This window comes from Fulvimarina fulva (genome assembly GCF_039652615.1).
In the GTDB taxonomy this organism is placed as follows: Bacteria; Pseudomonadota; Alphaproteobacteria; order Rhizobiales; family Rhizobiaceae; genus Fulvimarina.
On record NZ_JBDJAC010000005.1, the window covers coordinates 144,765 to 169,531 of the forward strand.

Consider the following 24,767-nt stretch of genomic DNA (forward strand, 5'->3'; position numbering starts at 1 on the left):
CGGTCAGCCGCGAGGCTCGACCGTCTTCATCAACCGTTCGATATCGTCGATCACCTTGTTGCGAATATCGGGCCGCCACAGCGCGAAGGCGATATTGGCTTCGATGAAGCCTTCCGGCGAGCCGCAGTCGAAGGTCCGCCCCTTAAAGGGATAGGCGGCGAACTGCTGCTGCTTGAAGAGGGTCTCCATGCCGTCCGTCAGCTGGATTTCGTCGCCCGCGCCTCGACCGGTGTTTTCGAGGATCTCGAAGATCTCCGGCTGAAGAATGTAACGGCCAGACAGATAGAAATTGGACGGCGCATCCTTCGGATCGGGCTTTTCGACCATGCCGGTGATCTTGAAACCGTCGCCGATCGTTTCGCCCTTGCCGACGATGCCGTACTTGTCCGTTTCGTCCGGATCGCATTCCTCGACCGACAGAACGTTCCCGCCGTTCTTCTCGTAAAGCTCCATCATCGAGGCGAGGCAGCCCTTTTCCGCCTGCATGATCATATCCGGCAGGAGGAGCGCGAACGGCTCGTTGCCGACGAGTTCGCGGGCGCACCACACGGCGTGACCGAGACCCAACGGCGCCTGTTGGCGGGTGAAGCTGGTGGTTCCGGGTGCAGGCTGAAGATCGTTCAGGATCTTGAGGCGATCGGTCTTGCCTTTTTCGGCCAGGCTCGTCGAAAGTTCCATCTGGATGTCGAAATAATCCTCGATCACCTCCTTGGAACGGCCGGTCACGAAGATCAGATGCTCGATCCCGGCCTCCTTTGCCTCATCGACCACATACTGGATGATGGGACGATCGACGACCGTCAGCATCTCTTTCGGAATCGATTTGGTGGCCGGGAGAAAACGCGTGCCGAGGCCCGCGACCGGAAAAACAGCTTTGCGGACACGTTTCATCGATAGATCTCCAGATATCTTGGTGGCGTTGCCGGTTGAAGGATAGGCTTACTCTGCAAAAGGCAACGCTGTCTCTCTTTTGCCGAAAAAAGCTGCGAAGAGCCACTGAGGTATCGAGGGGATTTTGTTTGCAGGTCCTCAGGGTAAACGAACCGTTAATGCTCTTAGCCGATCATAGCGAATGATAGCGAGCTATCGAGGGAAACGCTTGAAGTCATGAAGTATTTCGAAAATCTACATACGCGGCTGAGAACGATCGGCGCGGCTTGTGCGCTCGCAGTCGCCACCAGCCTCATGCCTGCCAGTGCGAATGCGGACCAGGGATTTCGCAACTGGATCCAGTCGTTCGAGAACACCGCAGCGCAGAACGGCGTTCGCCGGGACGTCTACCGCTCGGCGTTCGCCGGCGTGACCGAGCCCGACCCGGACGTTCTGGAAAAGGCCCGTTACCAGCCGGAATTCCGCGCGACGGTCTGGGATTACATCGACAACCGCGTCAACGAGATGCAGGTCCGGACAGGCCAGGCCTATCGCCGCCAGCTCTCCAGCTGGCTCGACCGCATCGAGGGCCGCTATGGCGTCGACCGCGATATTTTGCTCGCCATCTGGTCGATGGAGACCAATTACGGCGAGATCCTCAAGCGCGACGACGTCATGAAGAGCCTGCCGCGCTCGCTGGCGACCCTCGCCTATCTGGACAAGCGGCGCGCCAAGTTCGCCCGCGAACAGTTGATCGCGGCGCTCAAGATCGTTCAGGACGGCCATGTCTCTCCGACGAACCTGAAGAGCTCCTGGGCCGGCGCCATGGGCCATACGCAGTTCATTCCGACCAGCTATCGCGCCTATGCCTCCGACATCGACGGTGACGGACATCCCAATATCTGGGGCTCGGTGCCCGATGCCCTGGCGACCGCGGCGAACCTGCTTCGGAAAAATGGTTGGCAAAGCGGCAAGACCTGGGGCTACGAGGTTCGTGTTCCCGCGCAGTATCGCGGCGGCAAGCTGGAGCGCGACAACCGGACGATCCGTCAGTGGGCCTCGCTGGGCTTCACCCGCGCCGATGGCCGGCCACTTCCCAATATCGGCGATCGTGCGAACCTCATTCGCCTCGCCGGGGACAACGGTCCGGCCTTCCTGATGATGAAGAACTTCTTCGTCCTGAAGAGCTATAACAACGCCGACAAATATGCGCTCGCGGTGGGCATGCTCGGCGATCAGATCGGCGGCTATAGCGGCCTCGTGCAGGATTGGCCGCGTGGCTATACGCCGCTTTCCATGGACGAACGCTTCGAGCTTCAAAAACGGCTTGCCGCCATGGGGCTTTATGACGGCAAGATCGATGGTAAGATCGGCTCAGGCTCCAAGGGCGCGATCACAGCCATCCAGAACCGGGCCGGAATGCCGGCGGATGGAAATCCTTCCAAGGCGGTTCTGAACTATCTGCGCCAGAACTGAGAGCCGCAGGAACAGGACATGTCGGCATGGCTTTAAGACCCAAGACACGAGCCATGCCAACATTCATGATGGAGCCAGCCGAATGACCGCATTCGCGACCAACCGCAAACAGGTCACGACGCCATGGATCCGGGCGATAGCGGTCATTCTCGTCCTCGCGGTCGCGATGACGGGGATGCTGCCTGCGTCGCAGGCCGAGGCGCAGCAGCGCCCGCGCACGATCGTCGACATGATCTTCGGTGGCGGGTCTGGTGCCGAACAGCCGCGCCGGACCATCAAGAAGCGCGTGATCCGCAAGCGAAAGGCGGCGACACCGCAAAAGCGATCGGTCACGCGCAAGAAGCGCAGTGCGGATCAGCAAAAGCGATCGAGTTCCCGGAATACTGCCCGCTCAGCGCCAGCCAGCGCGGCACCGGCAGCAGTGACGAGCGACACGACTGACAAGAGGGACAATGCCAAGAAGATCCTCGTGGTCGGGGACTTCATGGGCGCTTCCCTTGCCGATGGATTGGAAGAGGCCTTCGCCGACGACGAGATGGTGGTCGTTACATCTAAAACGAACGGATCGTCCGGCCTCGTGCGCGACGATTTTTACGATTGGGGCAAGAATCTCGGTCCCCTCATCGATGAGACGAAGCCCGATGTGCTTGCAGTGATGATCGGTGCGAACGATCGTCAGCCCATTCGTGTTTCAGGGGCAACGCTCGCCGTTCGCTCCGATGGCTGGACGGCCGAGTACGAGAAACGTGCGACCGATCTCGCCAAGATCGCAGAAGAAAAGAACGTGCCCCTGATCTGGGTCGGCATGCCCTCGTTCAAATACGATTCCATGAGCGAGGACATGGTCTATTTCAACGATATTTATCGCCGCGCCGCGGAACGGGTCTCCGGGGAATTCGTCAGCATCTGGGACGGCTTCGTCGATAAGAATGGCGATTTCATCTATTCGGGACCGGATGTGAACGGTCAGACGGCGCGGCTGAGAGGCAGCGACGGCTTAAGCATGACGGATGCAGGCGACGAGAAGCTCGCCTTCTTCACCGAAAAGGCTCTTCTGCCGATTCTTGGCAATGCGGCTGCGCATATCGCCCTTGGTGAGGAATCTCTGCCGACGATCCAGCTTCAGCCGCTGTCCAATGCCGCGAGCGCTCAGGTGGCGGCGCCGGTCGGGCTCAGCGATCCGGGCCTCGACGGCAGCGAGTCTCTGCTCGGTACGGGCTCGGGCCAGACCGCATTTTCTCTTGAGATGTCACCGCGAGACCGGCTCGTTCTCAACGGCGATCAGCTGAGAAGCCAGGAAGGCCGCGCCGACAATTTCGCCTGGAACACCAAATCGGGCGCGATCCGCAGCGATCCGCCAGTCGTCTATCGTGGATCGATCGATCTGAAGACGCTCAACGAATCGTCCGGCATCGAGCCGCCCAAGGAAATGCCGACAATCCTCGATGCGATCATCGAGGACTGGCAGAACGGCGGGAGTAGCGATGGCGACAGCGACGCCGAGACAGGTCTTGCATCGCCCGACTGAAGGGCAGGAAGCCAAGCTTCTTCGTATCCGTTCTTCGATCTGAAAACAGCATCCTGAACATGAAAAGGGCGACCGATTGGCCGCCCTTTCTTCATTCCAGGTGCTGGATGATCATATCGACGATCAGCGCGGCAGGGTCGTCTCGCCCATGAGAGCCAGATCGATCGACCGAGCCGCCTGACGGCCCTCGCGGATCGCCCACACCACGAGCGACTGACCACGGCGAACATCGCCAGCGGCGTAGAGCTTCTCGACGGAGGTCTTGTACTCGCGATCATCGGCCGAAACCGAGACATTGCCCCGGCGATCCGCATCCGTCTTCAGCGCTTCCTTGAGCTCGGCCATGACCGAGGTCTCCATCGGGCCGGCAAAGCCGATGGCGATGAAGGCGAGATCGGCCTTAATGACGAATTCCGTACCTTCGATCGGCTGACGCTTCTCGTCGACCTCCGCGCATTTCACGCCGGTGAGAACGCCGTCTTCGCCAACGAATTCAAGCGTCGCGATCTGGAATTCGCGCACCGCGCCTTCGGCCTGGGACGAGGACGTCCGCATTTTCGTTGCCCAGTAGGGCCAGACGGTGAGCTTGTTCTCCGTCTGCGGCGGCTGCGGACGAATATCGAGCTGGGTGACCTTCACCGCGCCCTGGCGGAAGGCTGTTCCGACGCAGTCGGACGCCGTGTCGCCGCCCCCGACGACCACGACATGCTTGCCGCCGGCCCAGATTTCCTCGTTCGGCCAACCGACGCTCTCGGAATTCTCGCCGCCGACGCGCCGGTTCTGCTGCACGAGATAGGGCATCGCGTCGTAGACGCCGACGAGGCCATTGTCCGGGATGCCTGAGGCGCGCGGCTTTTCCGAACCGCCACAATAAAGCACCGCATCATATTCGGCGAGAAGCGCCTCGACCGTCTTGTCGACGCCGATATTGACGCCGCAGAAGAAGCTGACGCCCTCGCCTTCCATCTGCTCGCAGCGGCGATCGATGTAGTGCTTCTCCATCTTGAAGTCGGGAATGCCGTAGCGCATCAGCCCGCCCGGGCGCGACTCGCGCTCGTAGACATGGACATCGTGTCCTGCCCGGCCGAGCTGCTGTGCCGCTGAGAGGCCAGCCGGCCCCGAGCCGATGATGGCGACACTCTTGCCGGTCTTTGCCTTCGGAGGCTGCGGCTGGATCATACCGAGCTCGTAGGCCTTGTCGGCCAGCGCCTGCTCGACCGTCTTGATCGCGACCGGCGTATCCTCGAGATTCAGCGTGCAGGCCTCTTCACAAGGCGCGGGGCAGATGCGCCCGGTGAATTCCGGAAAGTTGTTGGTGGAATGGAGATTGCGGATCGCCGCTTCCCAGTCGCCCTGATAGACGAGATCGTTCCAGTCCGGGATCTGGTTGTGGATGGGACAGCCCGTCGGCCCGTGGCAGTACGGAATGCCGCAATCCATGCAGCGCGCCGCCTGCTTGGTGACCTCCGGTTCCGACATCGGAAGCGTGAATTCCTTGAAATGTCGGATGCGGTCAGAGGCCGGCTGGTATTTCGGCGTCTGCCGATCGATTTCAAGAAAGCCGGTAACCTTACCCATATCCGTCTCTATCCAACCGTGTTCCACTTTTGGTGCGCTGCAAGACGCGCCTTTCAATCTCTTCTAAAGAGATTTTGTCACCCGCGTCAGCCCCGTTGCCAGTTTTCCATGCGCGGGCCGGGGATATACGGGATTTCTTTCTGTTTGTCTGTCATCAAAACAACATCGAGCGCAAGCGCGTGCGCCGCAGTAATACCACCGGGCGTACGGCTTACCCGATACGGGCTTGATGGCATCCCACTAGCAGATTCCGAATGAGCCGGGCGATCGGCAGGGCCGCCGGCTTCGCTTTCAGTCTCGCGGCGGATCTTGCGACAACAGCTCGAAGCCGATGCCGGCACCCGCACACAAAAACTGGCACATGCCCAAGGGCACATGCCAGACATTGCCGCTTGTCGCGGCTGCGGAACGAGCCCGAACCGATCAGGAGGGATCGGTCGCCTTGAAGCTCTCGCGATTGGAGATCAGCTCCCACCAGTCCGAAAGGCCGTCGATTTCGCTGAGGAACTCGTCCTTATGCGGCGTCATCGTGATGTAGGCGACCAGCGGTGCGAGATAGAGATCGGCGATCGAGATCTGCTCGCCGGCGAGATACTGATCCGAGCCCTTGATCTTCATCAGCTGGGTCAGCGCATGCTTGGCATCCTTGAGACCCTGCTTGTGCGCGTCCTCGTCCTTGCCGCCAACGAAATCCGGGAAAAGATGATACGCGACCACGCCACCGACAACCGGGCCGTAGGTATAGGAGTCGATGATGTTGGTGACCATGTCCATGCGCGCCCGGCTCTTCGGGTCGGACGGGATCAGCGCGATCCCCGGCAGGACGACGTCGAGATACTGGCAGATCGCGGGCGTCTCGTAGATCCGGAAATCCTTGTGATCGAGCACCGGCACCTTGCCGAAGGGATGACGCTCAAGATGCTCTTCGCTCTTGGGCTCGCCTTCGAGAACGTTCACCTGCACCTGCTCGTAATTGCCGCCATGCTTCTCGGCGAAGACCATCTTGACGGTGCGCACATAGGTGGAGCCATCAAAGCCCCAGAGTTTGTAATCGGCCATATGATTTTTATCCTTTTTCTATCGTGGCATTGACGCGCGAAAAACGACGCGCGCCTCGTTGCCCTACTTAGGGACCAGAGAGTGAGAAGCGATGGCAGCCGGGACCGCAAGTTTCGCCGCGTAGCCTGACACGAAGAAGGCCCCGGATGCGGGGGAGCATCCAGGGCCCTCGATCTGGCTGCGACGGACGGCGTTATTCCGCGGCGACGCCCATCTTCATGCGCTCCATTTCCTGCAGCGCGCGGCGGTATTCGACCGGCATGACCTTCACGAACTTCGGACGGTAATGCTCCCAGTTGTCGAGCATCTCCTTTGCCCGGGTCGAGCCGGTATAATGGAGATGGTTCGAGATCAACTGGAACAGCCGCTCGTCGTCGTGGCGCGTCATGTCCGAGGAGACGTCGACGCGCCCCTTGTGCTGGAGATCACCGCCGTGGTGGTGAAGCTTCTCGAGGAGGTCGTCCTCTTCCGGAACCGGTTCGAGATCGACCATCGCCATGTTGCAGCGCTCGGAGAAATCGCCGAGTTCGTCGAAGACATAAGCCACGCCGCCGGACATGCCCGCCGCGAAGTTGCGGCCGGTCTTGCCGAGAATGACGACGACGCCGCCGGTCATGTACTCGCAGCCATGGTCGCCAGCGCCCTCAACGACGGCGACTGCGCCCGAGTTGCGCACGGCAAAACGTTCGCCGGCGACGCCCCGGAAATAGCACTCACCGGAAATCGCGCCGTAAAGCACCGTGTTGCCGACAATGATCGACTCCTCGGGCACGATCCTGGAGTCCTCTTTCGGCTTGACGATGATGCGTCCACCGGAAATGCCCTTGCCGACATAGTCGTTGGCTTCACCGGAGAGCTCGAACGTCACGCCATGGGCGAGGAACGCGCCGAAGCTCTGGCCGGCCGTGCCGCTCAGCTTCACATGGATCGTATCGTTCCGCAGGCCCTTCAGGCCAAAGCGCTTGCACACCTCGCCCGAAAGCATGGCGCCAGCCGAACGATCCACATTCGTGATCTCCGTCTCGATTTCGACCTTCTGGCGAGAGGTGAGTGCAGCCTCGGCTTGCCTGATGAGCTTGCGGTCCAGAACATCGTCGATCGGATGCTTCTGGAGCTTCGTCCAGCGCATCTCCTCGTTCTCGGCCTTGGGCTTGAAGAAGACATTGGTGAAGTCGAGCCCCTTCGCCTTCCAGTGCTCGATGACCTCACGCTTGTCGAGCCATTCGGACTGGCCGATCAGCTCGGCGAGGGATTTTACGCCCATCTCCGCCATCAGCATGCGCACCTCTTCCGCGACATAGAAGAAGTAATTGACCACATGCTCCGGCGCGCCCTTGAAGCGCTGGCGCAGGACCGGGTCCTGGGTCGCGACACCCACCGGGCAGGTGTTGAGATGGCACTTGCGCATCATGATGCAGCCGGCCGCGATCAGCGGCGCGGTGGAGAAGCCGAACTCGTCCGCCCCGAGCAGCGCGCCGATCAGCACGTCGCGTCCGGTGCGCAGTCCGCCGTCGACCTGAAGGCAGATGCGTGAGCGCAGGCCGTTGAGCACCAGCGTCTGCTGGGTCTCGGCAAGCCCCATCTCCCAGGGAGAGCCCGCATGCTTGATGGAGGTCAGCGGCGAGGCACCGGTACCACCGTCATAGCCGGAGATCGTGACATGGTCGGCACGCGCCTTGGCAACGCCCGCAGCAACCGTACCGCAGCCGACTTCCGAGACCAGCTTGACCGAGATATCAGCCGCAGGATTCACGTTCTTCAGATCGTAGATTAGCTGCGCCAGATCCTCGATCGAATAGATATCGTGATGCGGCGGAGGCGAAATGAGGCCGACGCCCGGCGTCGAGAAGCGCACCTTGGCGATGGTCGCATCCACCTTGTGGCCGGGCAGCTGCCCGCCCTCGCCCGGCTTTGCGCCCTGGGCGATCTTGATCTGCAGCATGTCGCCGTTGACGAGATATTCGGTCGTTACGCCGAACCGACCCGACGCGATCTGCTTGATGGCCGAGCGCTCGGGATTTGCGGCTCCATCGCGCAAGGGCTGGAAGCGATCCGACTCTTCGCCGCCCTCGCCGGTATTCGACTTGCCGCCGATCTGGTTCATGGCGCGGGCGAGCGTCGTATGAGCCTCGCGCGAGATCGAGCCGAAGGACATGGCGCCGGTGACGAAGCGCCGGACAATATCCTTGGCAGGCTCGACTTCCTCGATCGGGATCGGCTTGCGCCCCTGTTCCTCTGCGCCCTTGATCCGGAACAGGCCACGAATGGTCTGCTGTTCCGTGGTCGCCTCGTTCACCTGGGCGGCGTATTCCTGATAGCGCTCCCAGCTGTCGGTGCGCACGGCGTGCTGAAGCGTCGCCACGTTGTCCGGCGTCCAGAAATGCTTCTCGCCGCGCATGCGGTAGGCATATTCGCCGCCAACCGCGAGCGAACGGGCCAGAACCGGATCGTCCGAGAAAGCAGCGGCATGCCGCTGCTCGCTCTCCTTCGCGACCTCGGCCAGACCGATTCCCTCGATCGTCGTCGCGGTGCGCGTGAAGTACTTCTCGACGAATTCGGAGTTGAGGCCGACCACATCGAAGATCTGCGCGCCGCAATAGGACTGATAGGTCGAGATGCCCATCTTGGACATGACCTTCAGAATGCCCTTGCCAATCGCCTTGATGTAGCGGGTCACCACCTCATTGGCGTCGACCTCCGGCGGAAACTCGCCGCGCTGATGCATGGCAAGCAGGGAATCGAAGGCGAGATAGGGGTTGATCGCCTCCGCGCCGTAGCCCGCAAGGCATGCGAAATGGTGAACCTCGCGCGGCTCGCCGGACTCGACAACGAGACCCGCCGCCGTTCTGAGACCCTTGCGGATGAGATGATGATGCACGGCCGCACAGGCGAGCAGCGCCGGGATCGGCAGCCGATCGGAACCGACCTGACGATCGGACAGGATGATGATGTTGTAGCCGCCGACGACCGCCGCCTCGGCCCGCTCGCAGAGCCGGTCGAGCGCGCCTTCCATGCCACCGGCCCCTTGCGTCGCCGGATAGGTCATGTCGATCGTCTTCGTATCGAAGCGATCCTCGGTGTGGCCGATATTGCGGATCTTCTCCAGATCGCCGTTCGTCAGGATCGGCTGGCGCACCTCGAGCCGCTTCTTGCGGGAAAGGCCTTCCAGATCGAAGATGTTCGGACGCGGACCGATGAAGGAGACGAGGCTCATCACCAGCTCTTCGCGAATCGGATCGATCGGCGGGTTCGTGACCTGCGCGAAGTTCTGCTTGAAATAGGTGTAGAGGAGCTTTGCCTCACCCGACATCGCCGAGATCGGCGTGTCGGTGCCCATGGAGCCGATGCCCTCCTGGCCGGTGGTCGCCATGGGCGCCATCAGCGCGCGGGTATCTTCCAGCGTATAGCCGAAGGCCTGCTGGCGATCGAGCAGGGAGACGTCCGAGCGCGATGCCCGCGGGGCGACAGGCTTCAGGTCCTCGAGGATGATCTGGGTGTTCTTGACCCAGTCCGCGTAAGGATGCGCTCCTGCCATCTCCTTCTTGATCTCCTCGTCGGAGACGATGCGTCCCTTTTCGAGATCGATGAGGAGCATACGGCCGGGCTGGAGACGCCACTTCTTGACGACCTTGGATTCGTCGATGGCGAGCGTCCCGGCCTCAGAAGCCATGATCACGAGATCATCGTCCGTGACGACATAGCGCGCGGGGCGCAGGCCGTTCCGGTCGAGGGTCGCGCCGATCTGGCGGCCATCGGTGAAGGCGACGGCCGCCGGACCGTCCCATGGTTCCATGAGAGCCGCGTGATATTCGTAGAACGCCTTGGTTTCCGGCGCCATCTGCTTGTTGCCGGCCCAGGCTTCCGGGATCAGCATCATCATCGCATGGGAGAGCGGATAACCGCCCTCCACCAGGAATTCGAGCGCATTGTCGAAGCAGGCGGTGTCCGACTGGCCCTCGTAGGAGATCGGCCAGAGCTTGGAGATGTCGTTGCCGAACAGTTCCGAATCGACCGATGCCTGTCGTGCAGCCATCCAGTTGACGTTGCCGCGCAGGGTGTTGATCTCGCCGTTATGGGCGATCATCCGATAGGGATGGGACAGCTTCCAGGACGGGAAGGTGTTGGTCGAGAACCGCTGATGAACCAGCGCCAGAGCGGACTTGAAGCGCTCGTCTTTCAGATCGGCGTAATACTGGCCGAGCTGATAGGCGAGGAACATGCCCTTGTAGATGATCGTACGGCAGGACAGCGACACGGGATAGAACCCGTGATCGCGGCCGTCCTCCTCCGCCTGAACGCGGTTGGAGATGACCTTGCGCAGAATATAGAGCCGACGCTCGAACTCGTCGTCGCTCTCGATGCTCGGCGAGCGGCCGATAAAGAGCTGACGGTGCATCGGCTCGGTGGCGACGATTTCCGGCGCCTTGGACAGGCTTTCGTTGGAAACGGGCACTTCGCGCCAGCCCAGAAGCGTCTGCCCCTCGGAGCGCACGACTTCCTCCACGATGTCCTTGATGCGGAACCGCATCGCATCGTCCTGCGGCATGAAGATGTTGCCGACGCCGTAATGGCCGGGCTCGGGCAGATCGACGCCCTGTTCGGCCATGACGGATTTGAAGAACTCGTGCGGGATCTGGACGAGCATGCCCGCGCCGTCCCCCATCAGCGGGTCCGCCCCCACCGCACCGCGATGGGTGAGGTTTTCCAGAATTTCGAGGCCCTTCTCGACGATCGAATGGGACTTTTCGTTCTTCATATGGGCGATGAAGCCGACGCCGCAGGCATCGTGCTCGTTGCGCGGATCGTAAAGACCGGCGCGCGTCGGCCGGGCCCGGTCGAACTCGCCTTTCACAGCTTGAGCAGCGCTGTTCGCGCTCAGCGCAGTTGGCGCGCTCGAAGCGCTGAGTTCGAGGGATGGCGTCATCTTCGTCATCGCGTCGTCGTCCTATCCACGCGTCGCCGGGGCCGACGCGGTTTTTTACAATCGTCTTTGATGGGTTACGCGGTTACGGGGCATTCGCGCGGTCCGCAAGTGTATCCATCCGCCTAAGGGCATCCCGTCCATGGCGAACACGGCGGCGCCCTTCTTCTGTCAGGCCGCTCGGGACCCGCGGCTCCCGGCCCGAAAATATGGCAGCAGTGCTGTCCTATTAGCCGGAATATGCCAGATGCGCAAGAACGGAGCAAGCGGGCGGAAAGCCGCGCGGGACTTGGCCCCACCCGGACTGCGACGGCGGAACGGCTTGCACCTTGCCGCGCTCCGTTATACCCGCGTTCCATGAACTTTGCATCCGACAACTGGTCCGGCGCTCATCCCGCCATCAACGAATCCATCGCGCGCGAAAGCGCCGGCTTGGCCGCGGCCTACGGCGCGAGCGATCTCGACAAGGCCGTGGAGCGGCGCTTCGACGAGCTCTTCGAGCGCGAGGTCGCCGTTTTCTTCGTGGGAACGGGAACAGCGGCCAACTCGCTTGCCCTTGCCTCTGTCAACAGGCCGGGCGGCGTCGTGATGTGTCACCGCGAGGCGCATGTCATCGAGGATGAGTGCGGCGCACCGGAATTCTTTACCCACGGAGCACGCATGGCTCCGGTCGATGGTCGCGACGGCAAGATCGATCCGGCCAATCTCGAACGGGAGCTTGCGCGCTTCAAGCCGGATTTTGTCCACGCAGGCCAGCCGATGGCCGTCACCATCAGCCAGCCCGGCGAGGCCGGCACGCTCTATAGCCGGAGCGAGGTCGAGGCGATCGCCGCGATCACCCATGAACGGGGCCTCACGCTGCACATGGACGGCGCGCGCTTCGCCAACGCCCTCACTGCGACGAACATGTCGCCGGCCGAAATGACCTGGAAGCTCGGCGTCGACATCCTGTCCTTCGGTGCAACGAAGAACGGCTGCTGGTGCGCCGAAGCGATCGTCGTCTTCGATCCGAAGAAGGCGACCCAGTTTCCCTATATCCGCAAGCGTGGCGCCCAGCTTTTCTCCAAGACGCGTTTCGTCGCGGCGCAGTTCACCGCCTACCTGCAGGATGGCCTCTGGCTTCGCCTTGCCGCCCATTCCAATGCCATGGCCGACCGGCTGCGCGATGGCCTCGACGCCTCGCCCAACGCGAAGCAAGCCTGGCCGACGAAGTCGAACGAGGTCTTCGCGGTTATGGAAACGGCGAAAGCGGAGGCTTTGAGAGCCGAAGGCGCGGTGTTCTACGACTGGAATCCGCCGCACGACATGCACGACCTGATGGGCCCGGACCAGACACTCGCAAGGCTGGTCACGTCATGGTCGACGGAGCCTTCCGACATCGACCACTTTCTTCAACTCCTTGATCGCGCTTGAGAACAGGCATACATTTAGAGACGATCGGCCTCGAACGGCGCTCCAATATCGCCGGACAAACGAATCGAGCCCAAGGGCAATTCTCGTCCGACGAATGACTCAAACGCCGCTTGGGCTACCGGCGGACCCATGAAACCGGTGGTTTCAAAGGTTCGCAGGGATTGAGACAGGAGGAGAAATCTGATGTCCATCAGTGCATTCGAACAGGGCAAGCTTGCCTATAAAGCCAATCTTCCCATGTCGGCCTGCGACTATCCGCGCGGCTCCTATTTCAGGGCCCAGTGGCTCGCAGGTTGGACGGCGCTGCGACGCAATGACGAGCGCGGTCGACATCCGGAGCCGACATCGCGAATGATGGCCGATTTTGCCCGCAGCCAGACGCGCGCGCCCTCGGTGCCTCGCCAGAGCTGACGGCAAAAGCCTGATCATCATGACCGGCGGCGGCTTTCGGGCCGCCGCTTTTTTTGCGGCTAACGAACCTTGCGCGTATACGAAAACGGCGCCCCTCTCGGGACGCCGCGATGAATGTGTGGAGCGAAGCGGACGATCAGGCGGCTTCGGTCTCGATCTTTCTGTCGTTCTGGTTGCCGACAGTCGAAATCTCGATCTTGCGCGGCTTCATCTGCTCGGGAATGACGCGCTCGAGTTCGACGTGAAGCAGGCCATTCTTGAGGCTCGCACCGCGGACTTCGACGTGATCGGCAAGCTGGAAGCGCCGCTCGAAGGCGCGGCCTGCGATGCCGCGATGAAGGTATTCGACTTGGTTGTCGCCTTCGCTCTCGGCCTTCTCGCCCTTGACCAGTAGAGTGTTCTCACGGGACTCGATGAAGAGTTCGTCCTCGGCAAAGCCGGCCACCGCCATGGTGATGCGATAGTCGTTCTCGCCGGTCCGTTCGATATTGTAAGGCGGATAGGTCTGGCCGCTTTCCGGCTGCGAGACATTGTCAAGCATCGAAAACAGACGATCGAAGCCGACGGTCGAGCGGTAGAGCGGACCAAAATCAACGTGACGCATGGATGTTCTCCTTAAGAAGCAACGGTGTGCGTGAATGTCGAACCGGTTTCAAACGCCCCGAATGGCGACGTTTCCCGGCCCGTACCCCCTTTTGGCGGGTACAATCAAAAGGTGGTTTTTCCGAATTTTCCATTCAAGAGAAAATTCCGTTGGGGAGCTAAAAAATTTTTGCGTTGATGCCGTGAAATGCGTTCTCGCCGCGTCGAACCTCTCGCAAGTGGGGTCCGAGGTCCATGTCATCGTTTCGCGATTCCGGGTTTCGACGAGGCTCAAGCATCGGGCGCGCTTTGCCGCGGCCTCCAGCTGCGTTGAAGGGTTGCCGAGCAAGTACTCCTCATGAACCGAACCTGAACGATGATGAACGGTTTCGTTCATATCGCAATCACTATGTCTTGCGTGTTCGGTGCGAGCGCTTCGACGCGCCCATCGATTTGATATATAAACCTTATAATCGAGCGCGATCTTCTCTTGAGGCCCGCGAGCGAAGCTGCTCGAAGCGGCACGTTATCGGTCGCAGCGTCCCGTCCCTTCCGCTGTGGCCGCCAGAGCCGGGAGACCCTCGCGGGGCTCCCGGTTCGCTTCGATCGAGGCTCCGCACCAAGCCATTTCTCTTGGAGACTTTGACGGTTCGGCAGGACCGGCGATAAGGATAAGCGCCGGCCGCCCCGCGCCGATACTCAAAGTCAGCTGAGCCGCCCTTTGCCCGGAACTTCTTCGATGACGGTACACAAGACGCCCGACGGTTTTGTCGAGATCGAGGGCAATCCGGCCCCGCCCAATCTCGTCGCCAAGCTCGTGACCACGGCGGACGGCACCGAGCTGAGATGCGCCATCTCCAAGCCGGACGCCGGCAATCGCGGCACGATTCTCCTGCTGCAGGGCCGCAACGAGACGGTCGAGAAGTATTTCGAGACCATGGCCGACCTCAACGCGCGCGGTTTCACGGTCGCAACCTTCGACTGGCGCGGCCAGGGCGCCTCGGCGTCTCGCCCCTTAAAGCCAGGCCAGAAGGCATCCGAACCGCGAAAGTCGGGGCGACGGCTCGGCCATGTTCGCCGGATGAAGGGCTATCGCATGGACCTGGAATGCGTGGTGAAGAACCTCCTCCTGCCGGACTGCCGGCCGCCCTATTCCGTCATCGCCCATTCCATGGGTGGCCTCGTCGCCCTCGTCGCTGCAGACGAATTGGCAAACCGCATCGAGCGCATGGTCCTGACGGCGCCACTCGTTGCCCTGCCCGAAAGCCGAATCCCAGCCGCTCTTGTTTCAGGCGTTGCCTGGATCGCGCGCCTGATCGGATTCGGCCGTGTCCCGGTGAAGATCGGCGCGCTTCCGGGGGCGGTCGGCACGCCTGCGGAGAACCCCCTGACGAGCGACCCGCGACGCTTCGAGCGCAACAAGCGACTGGCGACGACCTATCCCGGCCTCTTCCTCAGTGCGCCGACCTTCGGCTGGGTGGCCAGTGTGACCGGTGCGATGAGACGGCTCGACCGGTCGACGGTGATCGCCCGTCAATCCATCCCGACCCTCTTCATTTGTGCCGGCGCTGATCGCGTGGTCTCGACCCGTGCCGCCGAAAGACTGGCCTGGCGGATGCGGACAGCCTCCAGTCTCACGGTCCCGCAAGCCCGGCACGAACTTCTGCAGGAGAAAGATCGCTATCGCGAACCTCTTCTGGCAGCCATCGAGACCTTTCTCAGCGAGGCGATGCCCGAAATCGCCGGCAAGAGCCACGCTGAAGGGAAAGCGGACGGGGCGCGCGCTGAGGATCCGCAAACGAAGCCGGCAACCGGCCCGACGCTTGTCGATCTGCCGGACCGGGCCGGCGACAAGGTCGAGGCACAGCCGGAAACCGCAGGATGATCGCGCGTCGTTCAGGCAGAATTGGACCAGCGAACCTTTGAAACCAACGCTTTCACGAGGCTGCTTATATTGCCGGACGAATGAATTGACCCGTGGATCAATTCGCTTGTCCGGCGATCTTTACTGCATCTGATCCATGATGCTGATTCCCGCAGGCGCAAGGATGATCGCAATGAGCACGGGCAGGAAGAAGACGATCATCGGCACGGTGAGCTTCGGCGGCAATGCGGCCGCCTTCTTTTCCGCAGCGTTCATTCGAAGATCGCGGTTTTCCTGAGCCATCACGCGAAGCGCGGCGCCGACCGGGGTGCCGTAGCGCTCGGCCTGCGTCAGCGCGGTCATCGTGGCACGCACACCCTCGAGATCGGTGCGGATCATGAGATTGTCGTATGCGGTGCGGCGCTCGGGCAGATAGGATAGCTCGGCGCAGGTCAGCACGAGTTCTTCTGCGAGAGGCACGGATTGGATCCCGATCTCTTCCGCGACCTTCTTGAAGGACGCTTCGATGGATTTGCCGGACTCCACGCAAATGAGAAGGAGATCGAGCGCATCGGGCCATGCCCGCTGTATCGAAAGCTGGCGCTTGGCTGCCATGTTGCGAATATAGACGACCGGCAGCACGAAACCGACATAAGCCGCACCCAGACAGGCAACGGTCTTCACCATGACCGGCTGCCCCGACAGAAAGCCGAGACCGCCAACGTAAAGCGTTGCCAGGATCAACAGAACCAAGGCCAACGCGATCCGCAGAAACAGGAACATGGTCAGATGGCGCTGGCTGCGAAAGCCCGCGACCCGAAGCGTGGCCATCGTCGCTTCGTCCACGAGCGCTTTCCTCAGGTTGAGCGACTCGACGACTTTGGCCGCAAAGCCCTTCTGCTCGACCTGGCGCAGGCTCTGCTTTCCTGACTTCTGGCGCCCGAGCTTCGCGCGCTCGCGTGCTCGCATCTCGTCGCGCTCGATCGCGACCGATTTCATGCGACCCTGCAATCTTTGACGCGACATCTGCGGAAGAACGACAGCGAGAACGCTGACAAAGACGGCGCACGCCAGAACCACGCTGAAGAAGACTTCCGGCCTGATACCCAGTAATGCGAACACATTTTGCATCGAGATCAGCTCTTTCAGGTCACGTAATGGCGGACAATCATCCCCAACGAAGCGGCTGCCGGCTCAGATATCGAAGTTGATCATCTTCTTCATGATGATGATGCCGATCAGCATCCAGACCACAGCTCCGATGAGCACCATGTTTCCACGCGGATCGTTAAAAAGGACGCTCATGTAATCGGGAGCGGTGACATAGATCATGCCGCCGACGAAGATCGGAATGGAACCGATGATGCCCGCCGATGCCTTGGCCTCCATCGAGACGGCCTGAATCTTTTGCCGCATCTTCTTGCGCTCGCGCAAAACCTTCGAGAGGTTTCCGAGCGCTTCCGACAGATTGCCACCGGCCTGGGACTGAATCGCGATGACGATGGCGAAGAAATTCGTCTCAGGCAGCGGCACCTGTTTGTAGAGACGATCGCAAGCGTCGGAGAGCGTGACGCCCATCTGCTGAGCCTCGACGATCTTACGGAATTCCCCGGCGACCGGCTCCGGGACATCGCTGACGACGGTGCGGAGCGTATCGTTGAGCGGCAGACCCGCCTTGACGCCGCGCACGATGAGATCGATCGCGGTCGGAAAGCTGTTCGAAAAGCTGTTGATCCGCTTCTTTCTGCGGTTCGCCAGAAAAAAACGGGGCAATCCGAGCCCGAAGACCACGGCGATACCGGCTGCGGCGAGAAGGGGCAGCGCAAGGATGAGCGACACGAGAAAAGCGACGAATGCGAGGCCCGCCGAGGCAATGTAGAACTGCTTGAGCGTGATTTTCAGCCCGGCCTGATTGATCCGCTGCTGGATTGTCGGTTTCGAGGAGACACCGCCCCGTTCCTTGGCGCGAACTTCGAGTTCCTTCAGATTGCTTTGCAGTGCGCGCCGACGCTTGGCTTGCTCCTGAACCCGGTCCTTCGCCTCGCTCGCGCGTGTCCGGTCTGCTTCGTCGCGCGAGAATGTGGTCTTTCGCGCGGCCACGCGCTTCGATGCCGCGAGCTTTGGCTGCATGAGCGCGAAAGCGACGCCGGCGGCCGCAACGGTCGACAGGACCACGAACAGGATCATGGCGAGCGGCGTCATCAGAAGCGAGCCTCATCGTTTTCCGGGCTGCTTGCGTCAATGGCGGCGGCCAGCCGCTTTTCCTCGCCGTAATAGCGCGCCTTGTCCCAGAATTTCGGTCGCCCGATGCCGGTCGAGCGATGCTTTCCGATGAGCCGTCCGGACGCGTCCTCGCCCTCGATATCGTAGACGAACAGATCCTGAGTCGTGATGACGTCGCCTTCCATACCCACCACCTCGGTGATGTGGGTGATGCGGCGAGACCCATCGCGCAGGCGGGCCGCCTGGACGATGATATCCACGGAGCCGCAGACGATCTCCTTCACCGTCTTGGACGGCAGCGAATAGCCGCCCATGGCGATCATCGACTCAATACGGTTGAGGCACTCTCTCGGAGAGTTTGCGTGGATCGTTCCCATCGAGCCGTCGTGACCGGTGTTCATCGCCTGGAGAAGATCGAAAACCTCCGGTCCGCGCACCTCGCCGACCACGATACGTTCAGGGCGCATACGCAGGCAGTTCTTCACGAGGTCGCGCATGGTGATGGCGCCCTCGCCCTCGATATTCGGCGGACGGGTTTCCAGCCGGACCACATGGGGCTGCTGGAGCTGGAGCTCCGCCGAATCCTCACAGGTGACGATGCGCTCATGCGTATCGATATAATGGGTCAGACAGTTGAGAAGCGTGGTCTTGCCGGAACCGGTACCGCCCGAGATGATCACGTTGCAGCGGACGCGCCCGATGATCTGGAGGATCTGCGCGCCTTCCGGTGTAATCGAGCCGAATTTGACGAGCTGATCGAGGGTCAGCTTGTCTTTCTTGAACTTACGAATGGTCAGAGCGGCACCATCGAGTGCCAGCGGAGGCGCGATGACGTTGACGCGCGATCCATCCGGCAGGCGCGCGTCGCAGATGGGAGAGGTTTCGTCGACGCGGCGCCCGACCTGACTGACAATACGCTGGCAAATATTCAACAGCTGCTGGTTGTCGCGAAACCTGACATTCGTTTCGATTGTCTTGCCATCGACTTCAATGAAGGTCTGCTTTGCGCCATTGACCATGATATCGGCGATGTCGTCGCGCATCAGCAGCGGTTCGAGCGGACCGTAACCCAGCACGTCGTTGCAGATGTCGGCGAGCAGATCCTCCTGCTCGGCAATGGTCATCGCATAGTTTTTGATGGCGATGATGTCGTTGACGATATCGCGGATCTCTTCGCGCGCCGTCTCGTTATCCATGCCGGCAAGTTGGGCGAGTTCGATCGTATCGATCAGCGCGGCAAAAACTTGGCTTTTGCGCTCATAGAACGTGTCGTCCCGCTTGCCGGCAGCGCGAGAGCCTCCGGCTGTCTTTGCGGACGCTGGCTCCGGTGCAGCCGCTGTCTCACGTGGACGGCTTTCGCTCGCCGCGCGGCGCGCAGGCTCGGAGACCGGTGGCGCGCTCGGCTTCGGCGCTTCGCTGATCGCGCGTTCCTTCACGGCCGCACCGCCGGGCGAAGAGCTCTGATGGGTGCGCTTACCGAACATTCAACCTCTCCAGATGTTGTCTATCGCGCCCCGTCTCGAGGGTTTCGATACGATGGCCGGCGGGTCCAGCCAGTCTCTGCGTATCAAGGCCCCAGGCGGCGCAGACGCGTCTTTCAAGTCCGCGACCGCGAAGCGATCACACGGATTTCCTATCAGCATGATCACGCGGTCGCGGACGGCGAGAGCGGTGATCAAGCAGCCGATTTGCGCAGACCGAGACGATCGAGCAGGGTCGGCTTCTTTACAGTTTTGGCGATGCCCCGGCCTGTGAGTTGATGGGCCAGGTCATCGAACAGTTTTGCAGCCTCGTGCTTGGGCGTGTTCTGGCGGATCATCAGGCCGGCATTTGCCGCCTCGCCGAAGAGCTCCGGATCGAAGCTGAGAATGATCGAGGGCTGAAGGTTCAGCGGCTCGCAGAATTCCTCGATCGAGATCTCGGGCTTCTTGGGGACGCCGACCTGGTTCATGACAAGGATCGGCGGTCCATCATTGGGTCTCAGCTTTATCAGTGTTTCGACAAGGTTCTTCGCGTTGCGCAGATTGGCAAGGTCTGGCGATGCGGTCACGACGACCTGATCCACCTCGGACAGGACCAGCCGCGTCCAGTCCGTCCACACATGGGGCATGTCTAGAGCGACGATCGGGGCTGTCCGCTGGGCTGTCTCGATGAGGATGCGGTAGGCCTCGAGATCGAATTCATAGGTCCGGTCGACAAGGGATGGCGCGGCCAGCAGCGAGAGGTGCTCGCCACATTTGGACAGGAGGCGATCGAGCAGTGTCTCGTCCATCTCCTGATAGGACGCCAGCGCCTCGAAAATGCCCTGGGGAGGGTCGCGGTCGAAATCGATATTCGCGGTGCCGAAGGCAAGATCGCAATCGGCGAGGATCGATTCGGTTTCGAAGAGCTGGGAAATCGACCAGACGACATTGTGCGCAACCGTCGAAGAACCGACACCGCCACGCGCGCCGAGAAAGGCGATAGAACGGCCGAGCGGTTCGGCGTTCGCCGCGGTGAAGATATCCGCGATCGCACCGAGGATGTCGGCCATCGAGATCGGCGCAACGAGATATTCGGAAATCCCGCAGCGCATCAGCTCGCGGTAGAGGTAGACGTCGTTGTAATGCCCGATGACGACGACCTTCGAGCCCGGATCGCAGACGTCGGCTAGCGTATCAAGCGCCTTCATCAGCTCGACGGGACCCATCCGCGTTTCAAGGATGACGAGATTGGGGGTCGGCGAGGATGAAAAGTGGTCGATCGCCGCGCGATGGCCACCCATATTGACCTTGAAGTTGGCCTTGGCGACGCGCCGATCCGCTGCCGCGCTTTGAAGGGTGCTGAAAACGCCATCGCTCTCGCAGAACGCCTGGATCGACACCCGTGGAATCGGCCGGACATTCTCCACGACCTCGCCGCCCTCGTACCCCTCGGAAAGTTCGGCGCCACTGCTGTCGGAACGGTTTACCATTGGTAGTCGCTCTCCATCTCGGGCTGCGCGGACGTGAAGCGTTCGCCCTTGCGATAATTCTCGATCACCCGATCGCGGCGCTCGCCATCGACAGGCCCCATTCCACGAGGCGAAAGAAGGTCGCGGGGATCGGCGATCTGGGCGGCAAGGTTTTGCTGGGTGGCGCAGCCAAAATTCGCGTAGTTCTTGTTCTCATGGGTGTCGCCGAGATCCTCCGGCCAACGGCCGCAGGGCCCCGTCTGGGCAACCAGCGTGGAATAGACGAGGCGTACGGGCGTCGGCCGCAGGGCATCGTGGGCAGAATAGCTCTGAAGAACGATCCGCCCGCGCGAGACGCCGGCCTTCACCAAGGTGCGGGTCACCGCGTGAGCAATGCTTGTCGCGGCCGCCGCATTGCGGGAGCCATAGGGAACCAGAACGGTCATCGTGTCGGCGCCGGAGCGACGGAAGCGACTGGCGAAGTCCTGAACGCGCCCGCTATCGGAAATCGCCAATTCGCGGTCCGAGGAGACGACGGGAATGTCGAGCGCCTCGTCGGCCTCCGACACCACGATCGGATGACGCGTTCGATAGTCGTCCGGGATCGAACCCACTTCGATATGATGGACATTGCCGCAGGCGCTGAGGGCCAGGGCGATACCGATGACGGAGACTTTGGCCAAAGGCCGGATGATGGAATGCATCATGATGTTCAGATCTCCGGCCTATTTGTAGATGTAACCGACGACGCCGTGGTACCGGCCAGGGGGCAGCTTGGTCTCGGAGTGTCCGTAGACGCGATTGATCTTGCCGAGGAAGTTGCTGGCACCATCGCTGGCGAAGGCGAGCCCATCGTCAGGCCGCGCCAGGGCCTCGCGCGCCACGGGCCGCACGAGATAGGGCGTGACGATCACGACGAGTTCGGTTTCATAGCGCTGGAAATCGCGGCTTCGAAAAAGCGAGCCCAGGATTGGCAGTTTGGAAAGCCCCGGGAAACCGGATACGACCTGACGAACTTCATCGCGCACGAGACCGGCAATAACGAGCGAGCCGCCGGAGGGCAGTTCCACAGTCGTATCAGCGAGACGCTTGCGAATACCGATGACAGCCGTCGCAGGTATCCCGGACTGCTGGTCGCTGCCGAGGTTGAACGGACTTTCGAATGTGGGCTCGGAAACGCTCGTGCGGAGTTTGAGGCTGATCCGACCGGGCGACAGAACGACCGGCGTGAAATCGAGCCCAATGCCGTATTCGACATTGCGGGATTCGAGCGTGTATTGACCGTCCTCGACTTCGACATCCACGATACGACCATTCGAGTCGCGGATATTTGTCCGCTTTTCGGGTGTCAAATTCCGGCCGCTCGGCACGGAGAACTCGCCGCCGACCTTGAAGCTCGCGCTCTCGCCCGAGATTGCCGTCAGGCTGGGTTCGGCGAGCGTCCGCATGACGCCAGCCTGCTCCATGGCGCGTAACTGCGTGGCAACGTTTGTCGAACCATTGCTGTATCCCAGTGCGGCCAGCTGTCCGCTGAGCGCATTGCCGAGGCCGAAGACGTTGTCGGAGACCGCACCAAAGGTCACGCCGTCGATCGCGGAGGAAACGGCTCCGTCAAGACCCAGTTGCTTGACGACCGAACGCTGAACCTCGGCCACGGTCACCTTCAGCGTGACCTGATCCTCACCCTCGATCTGGAGGAGATTGATGATCTGGCTTTGGCGTCGACTTTCACTTGCAAATGCAACGTCGCCGTTCGAGCCTTCGGATTCACCGCCTGCTGAAGCTTGGCGGATGTACTGCCCCGTCGTCGCCTCGCCTCCGGTCAGGAAGGCGCTCGCGATCTGGCCGACGCGCTTTGCATCAAGCGGCGTGCGGACACGGCCCGTCAGAACGACGTTGTCGTTCATGATCTCGACCTTGACGTCCGAATCCGGGACATACTTGCTGATCGCTGCCGAAAGGCCTGCGATGTCCCGCTCGATGCGAATATCGATGGAGGCGATCTGGCGGTTGGCCTGATCGAAAACGATCAGGTTGGTCTGGCCGATCTGTTTGCCGAAGAGATAGATGTGACGCTTGTCGCGGGTGAGTGCGTCGGCGATCGAGGGGTTTGCGACGAGGATATCGTGGGCGTCCGCCGACAGCACCAGAACCTTCGACTTGTCGAGTCCAAGATCGATACGCGTGTGGCCAGCGTTCACCTGGATGACGTCCTGCTGGGCGTTTGCGGGTGTGATCGAAGCCAGCGGCGCAATCGCAGTTGCAGCTGTCAGGACAAGCGCATGAAGAAGGGGTTTGATCGACATCGCACGCTCCTCGATCTTGGTGATTTCAGGGTGTGAGACGCTCATTCCGGAACCTTCACGTCTTCGACGGTGCCATAGCGGACGATCCGAACGGGTCCTCGCTTGGCCTTCTCCTCGGCAAGGAGAAAGGCCGCGTATCCGGGCGAGCCTGGAACTGAGTCAGCGAGAGATCTCAGCGAGAGCACGAAGCGATCGGCGATCTGCTGGGCGGCAGTCAGCGCTTCAGCCTGAGCGCCGTCCACTTCGAGGGTTGCGACCGAACCGACGACGTTACGCTGGCCTTCCGAATCCTCGATCGTCTGGTCGATCGCAAGGACACGCAGATTGCGGAGAACGGTTTCCGTGAGGATTTTCGGGGTTGAACCATCGGCGCTCACCTCCCGCCGGGTCATGATGACGTCCACATGGTCGTTGGGCAGGATGAAGCCGCCGGCGGCGGTGGCCGCCGCGATCTGCACGGCGACCGCGCGTTTGCCGGCCGGCAGGAGTGCAGACAGAAAACCGGAGTCGGACTTGATCAGCTTGCTGGAGCGCACAGGCTCGCCAGCGAAGAAGGCCTGCCGGGCGATCGTGCCCTCGAGTTCCTCGATGGCGTCAGGCTGCTCTTTCTTGAGGATGAAGCCTTCGCCAATGCCATCGACCGGCCATTTCTGCCAGGCGAAGCCGCCGTTGAAGCGCGTGCCCATCGGCATGTCCCGCGAGGAGATCAGGACATCTTCAAGCTTGACGGGAGGCTGGGCAGGCGCGGCGGTGATGATGATCGGTTCCTGGGGAGGGCTGGCCGAAAAATTCAGCGCGACGAACCCGGCACCGATCGCGGCCAAGGCAGCGATCCCCACAACGATGATCTGGCTCCGGTTCATCGACAACTCCCGCGTTTCCTGCAGCTTCCCGCAGGGCTTCACGTCGGTTATCGCGCGCCAATCCTCAATGTATGGTTAATGAAGCATGAAAAATGCCGAAAAATCTCCGGCGGCCGTGCCATTGCAGTCCGCTGCCGAGACAGGATCGGCAATCAGGAAAGGCGCAGGGCCGCTTCTAGAAATGGTCCTTCGGCGTAAACATAAAGACCGGAAATACCGAGGGCGACGCCATAGGGAACGCCCGTATCTTTTGTCAGCAATCGATCGGCGAACGCATAACCCGTCACCGGAGCGATGTAACCACGGGCGTAGAGTATTGCGATCGCCATGACGCCTCCCAACGCACTGGCAAAACCGAAATATTCGATCGCATCGGCAGGCCCGATCCAGAAAGCGGTCGCGGCCAATAGCTTTGCGTCCCCCCCACCGAAAAGGCCGGCGGCGAACATCGCAAAACCAAACGCGAAAGCAGTCAGCCCAAAAAGCGAGTGTGCAAGAATCTCCTGGGATGGCATGCCGGTGAAATAGGCAGCAAACGGGAACGCCGCCGCCAGCAAAAGACAAAGACGATTGGAGATCGTCATGGTCATGATGTCGGAAATGGCCGCGTAAATCATACAGAGAGGAAAAACGATCGTCAGAAACAGAAATGACATCTTGAACCCTCTTCTTACGCGGCATTTCAGAAACGACGTTGCGAGGGAGCGCTATGCGCTTCCTCGCAAGGTCTTATTGGCGCAA

General features: G+C 61.2%; 18 protein-coding genes. 5 read left to right on the plus strand and 13 right to left on the minus strand.

Translation table 11 applies throughout. The annotated features are described in order from the left end of the window. Positions 1-3: 3 nt before the first annotated feature. Entirely contained in the window at positions 4-891 is an 888-nt protein-coding gene (gene galU, locus ABDX79_RS09265) for a UTP--glucose-1-phosphate uridylyltransferase GalU (protein WP_346220000.1), read from the minus strand. A gap of 216 nt (positions 892-1,107) precedes the next feature. Between galU and ABDX79_RS09270 the strand changes: the two genes are divergently transcribed. After that, positions 1,108-2,346 carry a lytic murein transglycosylase gene (locus tag ABDX79_RS09270; RefSeq protein WP_346220001.1) on the plus strand — a complete coding sequence of 413 codons (1,239 nt, stop codon included), beginning with the start codon at positions 1,108-1,110 and terminating at the stop codon, positions 2,344-2,346. Between the two features lie 82 nt (positions 2,347-2,428). Then, the gene (locus ABDX79_RS09275; RefSeq protein WP_346220002.1) at positions 2,429-3,874 is read left to right on the plus strand and encodes an SGNH/GDSL hydrolase family protein; all 1,446 of its coding nucleotides are present in this window, start codon (positions 2,429-2,431) and stop codon (positions 3,872-3,874) included. A 123-nt stretch (positions 3,875-3,997) separates the two neighbouring features. Here the strand turns inward: ABDX79_RS09275 and ABDX79_RS09280 are convergent, their stop codons facing one another. The 3 genes from ABDX79_RS09280 to gltB all read right to left on the minus strand — a co-directional run bounded on the left by ABDX79_RS09280 (position 3,998) and on the right by gltB (position 11,444). Further along, positions 3,998-5,452 (minus strand): glutamate synthase subunit beta, encoded by a 1,455-nt coding sequence (locus ABDX79_RS09280; protein WP_346220003.1) that lies wholly within the window; start codon positions 5,450-5,452, stop codon positions 3,998-4,000. A gap of 423 nt (positions 5,453-5,875) precedes the next feature. Beyond that, positions 5,876-6,511 carry a glutathione S-transferase family protein gene (locus tag ABDX79_RS09285; RefSeq protein WP_346220004.1) on the minus strand — a complete coding sequence of 212 codons (636 nt, stop codon included), beginning with the start codon at positions 6,509-6,511 and terminating at the stop codon, positions 5,876-5,878. Between the two features lie 193 nt (positions 6,512-6,704). Next, positions 6,705-11,444, minus strand: coding sequence for a glutamate synthase large subunit (gene gltB, locus ABDX79_RS09290; protein WP_346220005.1), 4,740 nt, complete (start codon positions 11,442-11,444; stop codon positions 6,705-6,707). Positions 11,445-11,789: 345 nt separating this feature from the next. Between gltB and ABDX79_RS09295 the strand changes: the two genes are divergently transcribed. Both ABDX79_RS09295 and ABDX79_RS09300 read left to right on the plus strand, forming a co-directional pair. Beyond that, positions 11,790-12,845 (plus strand): threonine aldolase family protein, encoded by a 1,056-nt coding sequence (locus ABDX79_RS09295; RefSeq protein WP_346220006.1) that lies wholly within the window; start codon positions 11,790-11,792, stop codon positions 12,843-12,845. A 183-nt stretch (positions 12,846-13,028) separates the two neighbouring features. Then, positions 13,029-13,256, plus strand: a complete 228-nt coding sequence (locus ABDX79_RS09300) for an Rmf/CrpP family protein (protein ID WP_346220007.1) — start codon at positions 13,029-13,031, stop codon at positions 13,254-13,256. A 136-nt stretch (positions 13,257-13,392) separates the two neighbouring features. Here ABDX79_RS09300 and ABDX79_RS09305 read toward each other — a convergent pair whose 3' ends face one another. Next, entirely contained in the window at positions 13,393-13,860 is a 468-nt protein-coding gene (locus ABDX79_RS09305; protein WP_346220008.1) for an Hsp20 family protein, read from the minus strand. Between the two features lie 717 nt (positions 13,861-14,577). Between ABDX79_RS09305 and ABDX79_RS09310 the strand changes: the two genes are divergently transcribed. After that, on the plus strand, positions 14,578-15,723 hold the full coding sequence (locus tag ABDX79_RS09310; protein ID WP_346220009.1) for an alpha/beta hydrolase: 1,146 nt from the start codon (positions 14,578-14,580) through the stop codon (positions 15,721-15,723). 120 nt (positions 15,724-15,843) lie between these two features. On the opposite strand, the gene ABDX79_RS09315 is transcribed toward ABDX79_RS09310, so the two are convergent. The 8 genes from ABDX79_RS09315 to ABDX79_RS09350 all read right to left on the minus strand — a co-directional run bounded on the left by ABDX79_RS09315 (position 15,844) and on the right by ABDX79_RS09350 (position 24,682). Continuing rightward, positions 15,844-16,833: a type II secretion system F family protein gene (locus ABDX79_RS09315; protein ID WP_346220010.1), complete on the minus strand. Its 990-nt coding sequence runs from the start codon at positions 16,831-16,833 to the stop codon at positions 15,844-15,846. Positions 16,834-16,896: 63 nt separating this feature from the next. Beyond that, positions 16,897-17,904 (minus strand): type II secretion system F family protein, encoded by a 1,008-nt coding sequence (locus ABDX79_RS09320; RefSeq protein ID WP_346220011.1) that lies wholly within the window; start codon positions 17,902-17,904, stop codon positions 16,897-16,899. Continuing rightward, on the minus strand, positions 17,904-19,409 hold the full coding sequence (locus tag ABDX79_RS09325; RefSeq protein ID WP_346220012.1) for a CpaF family protein: 1,506 nt from the start codon (positions 19,407-19,409) through the stop codon (positions 17,904-17,906). Before ABDX79_RS09325 ends, ABDX79_RS09320 begins: the two co-directional genes overlap by 1 nt. Before the next feature lie 191 nt (positions 19,410-19,600). Continuing rightward, positions 19,601-20,878, minus strand: a complete 1,278-nt coding sequence (locus tag ABDX79_RS09330) for an AAA family ATPase (protein ID WP_346220013.1) — start codon at positions 20,876-20,878, stop codon at positions 19,601-19,603. Then, positions 20,872-21,564 carry a CpaD family pilus assembly protein gene (locus tag ABDX79_RS09335; protein ID WP_346220014.1) on the minus strand — a complete coding sequence of 231 codons (693 nt, stop codon included), beginning with the start codon at positions 21,562-21,564 and terminating at the stop codon, positions 20,872-20,874. Before ABDX79_RS09335 ends, ABDX79_RS09330 begins: the two co-directional genes overlap by 7 nt. Positions 21,565-21,582: 18 nt before the next feature. Further along, the gene (locus tag ABDX79_RS09340) at positions 21,583-23,208 is read right to left on the minus strand and encodes a type II and III secretion system protein family protein (protein WP_346220015.1); all 1,626 of its coding nucleotides are present in this window, start codon (positions 23,206-23,208) and stop codon (positions 21,583-21,585) included. Beyond that, positions 23,205-24,026 (minus strand): Flp pilus assembly protein CpaB, encoded by an 822-nt coding sequence (gene cpaB / locus ABDX79_RS09345; protein ID WP_346220016.1) that lies wholly within the window; start codon positions 24,024-24,026, stop codon positions 23,205-23,207. Before cpaB ends, ABDX79_RS09340 begins: the two co-directional genes overlap by 4 nt. A gap of 152 nt (positions 24,027-24,178) precedes the next feature. After that, on the minus strand, positions 24,179-24,682 hold the full coding sequence (locus ABDX79_RS09350) for an A24 family peptidase (RefSeq protein WP_346220017.1): 504 nt from the start codon (positions 24,680-24,682) through the stop codon (positions 24,179-24,181). Between the last annotated feature and the right edge of the window lie 85 nt (positions 24,683-24,767).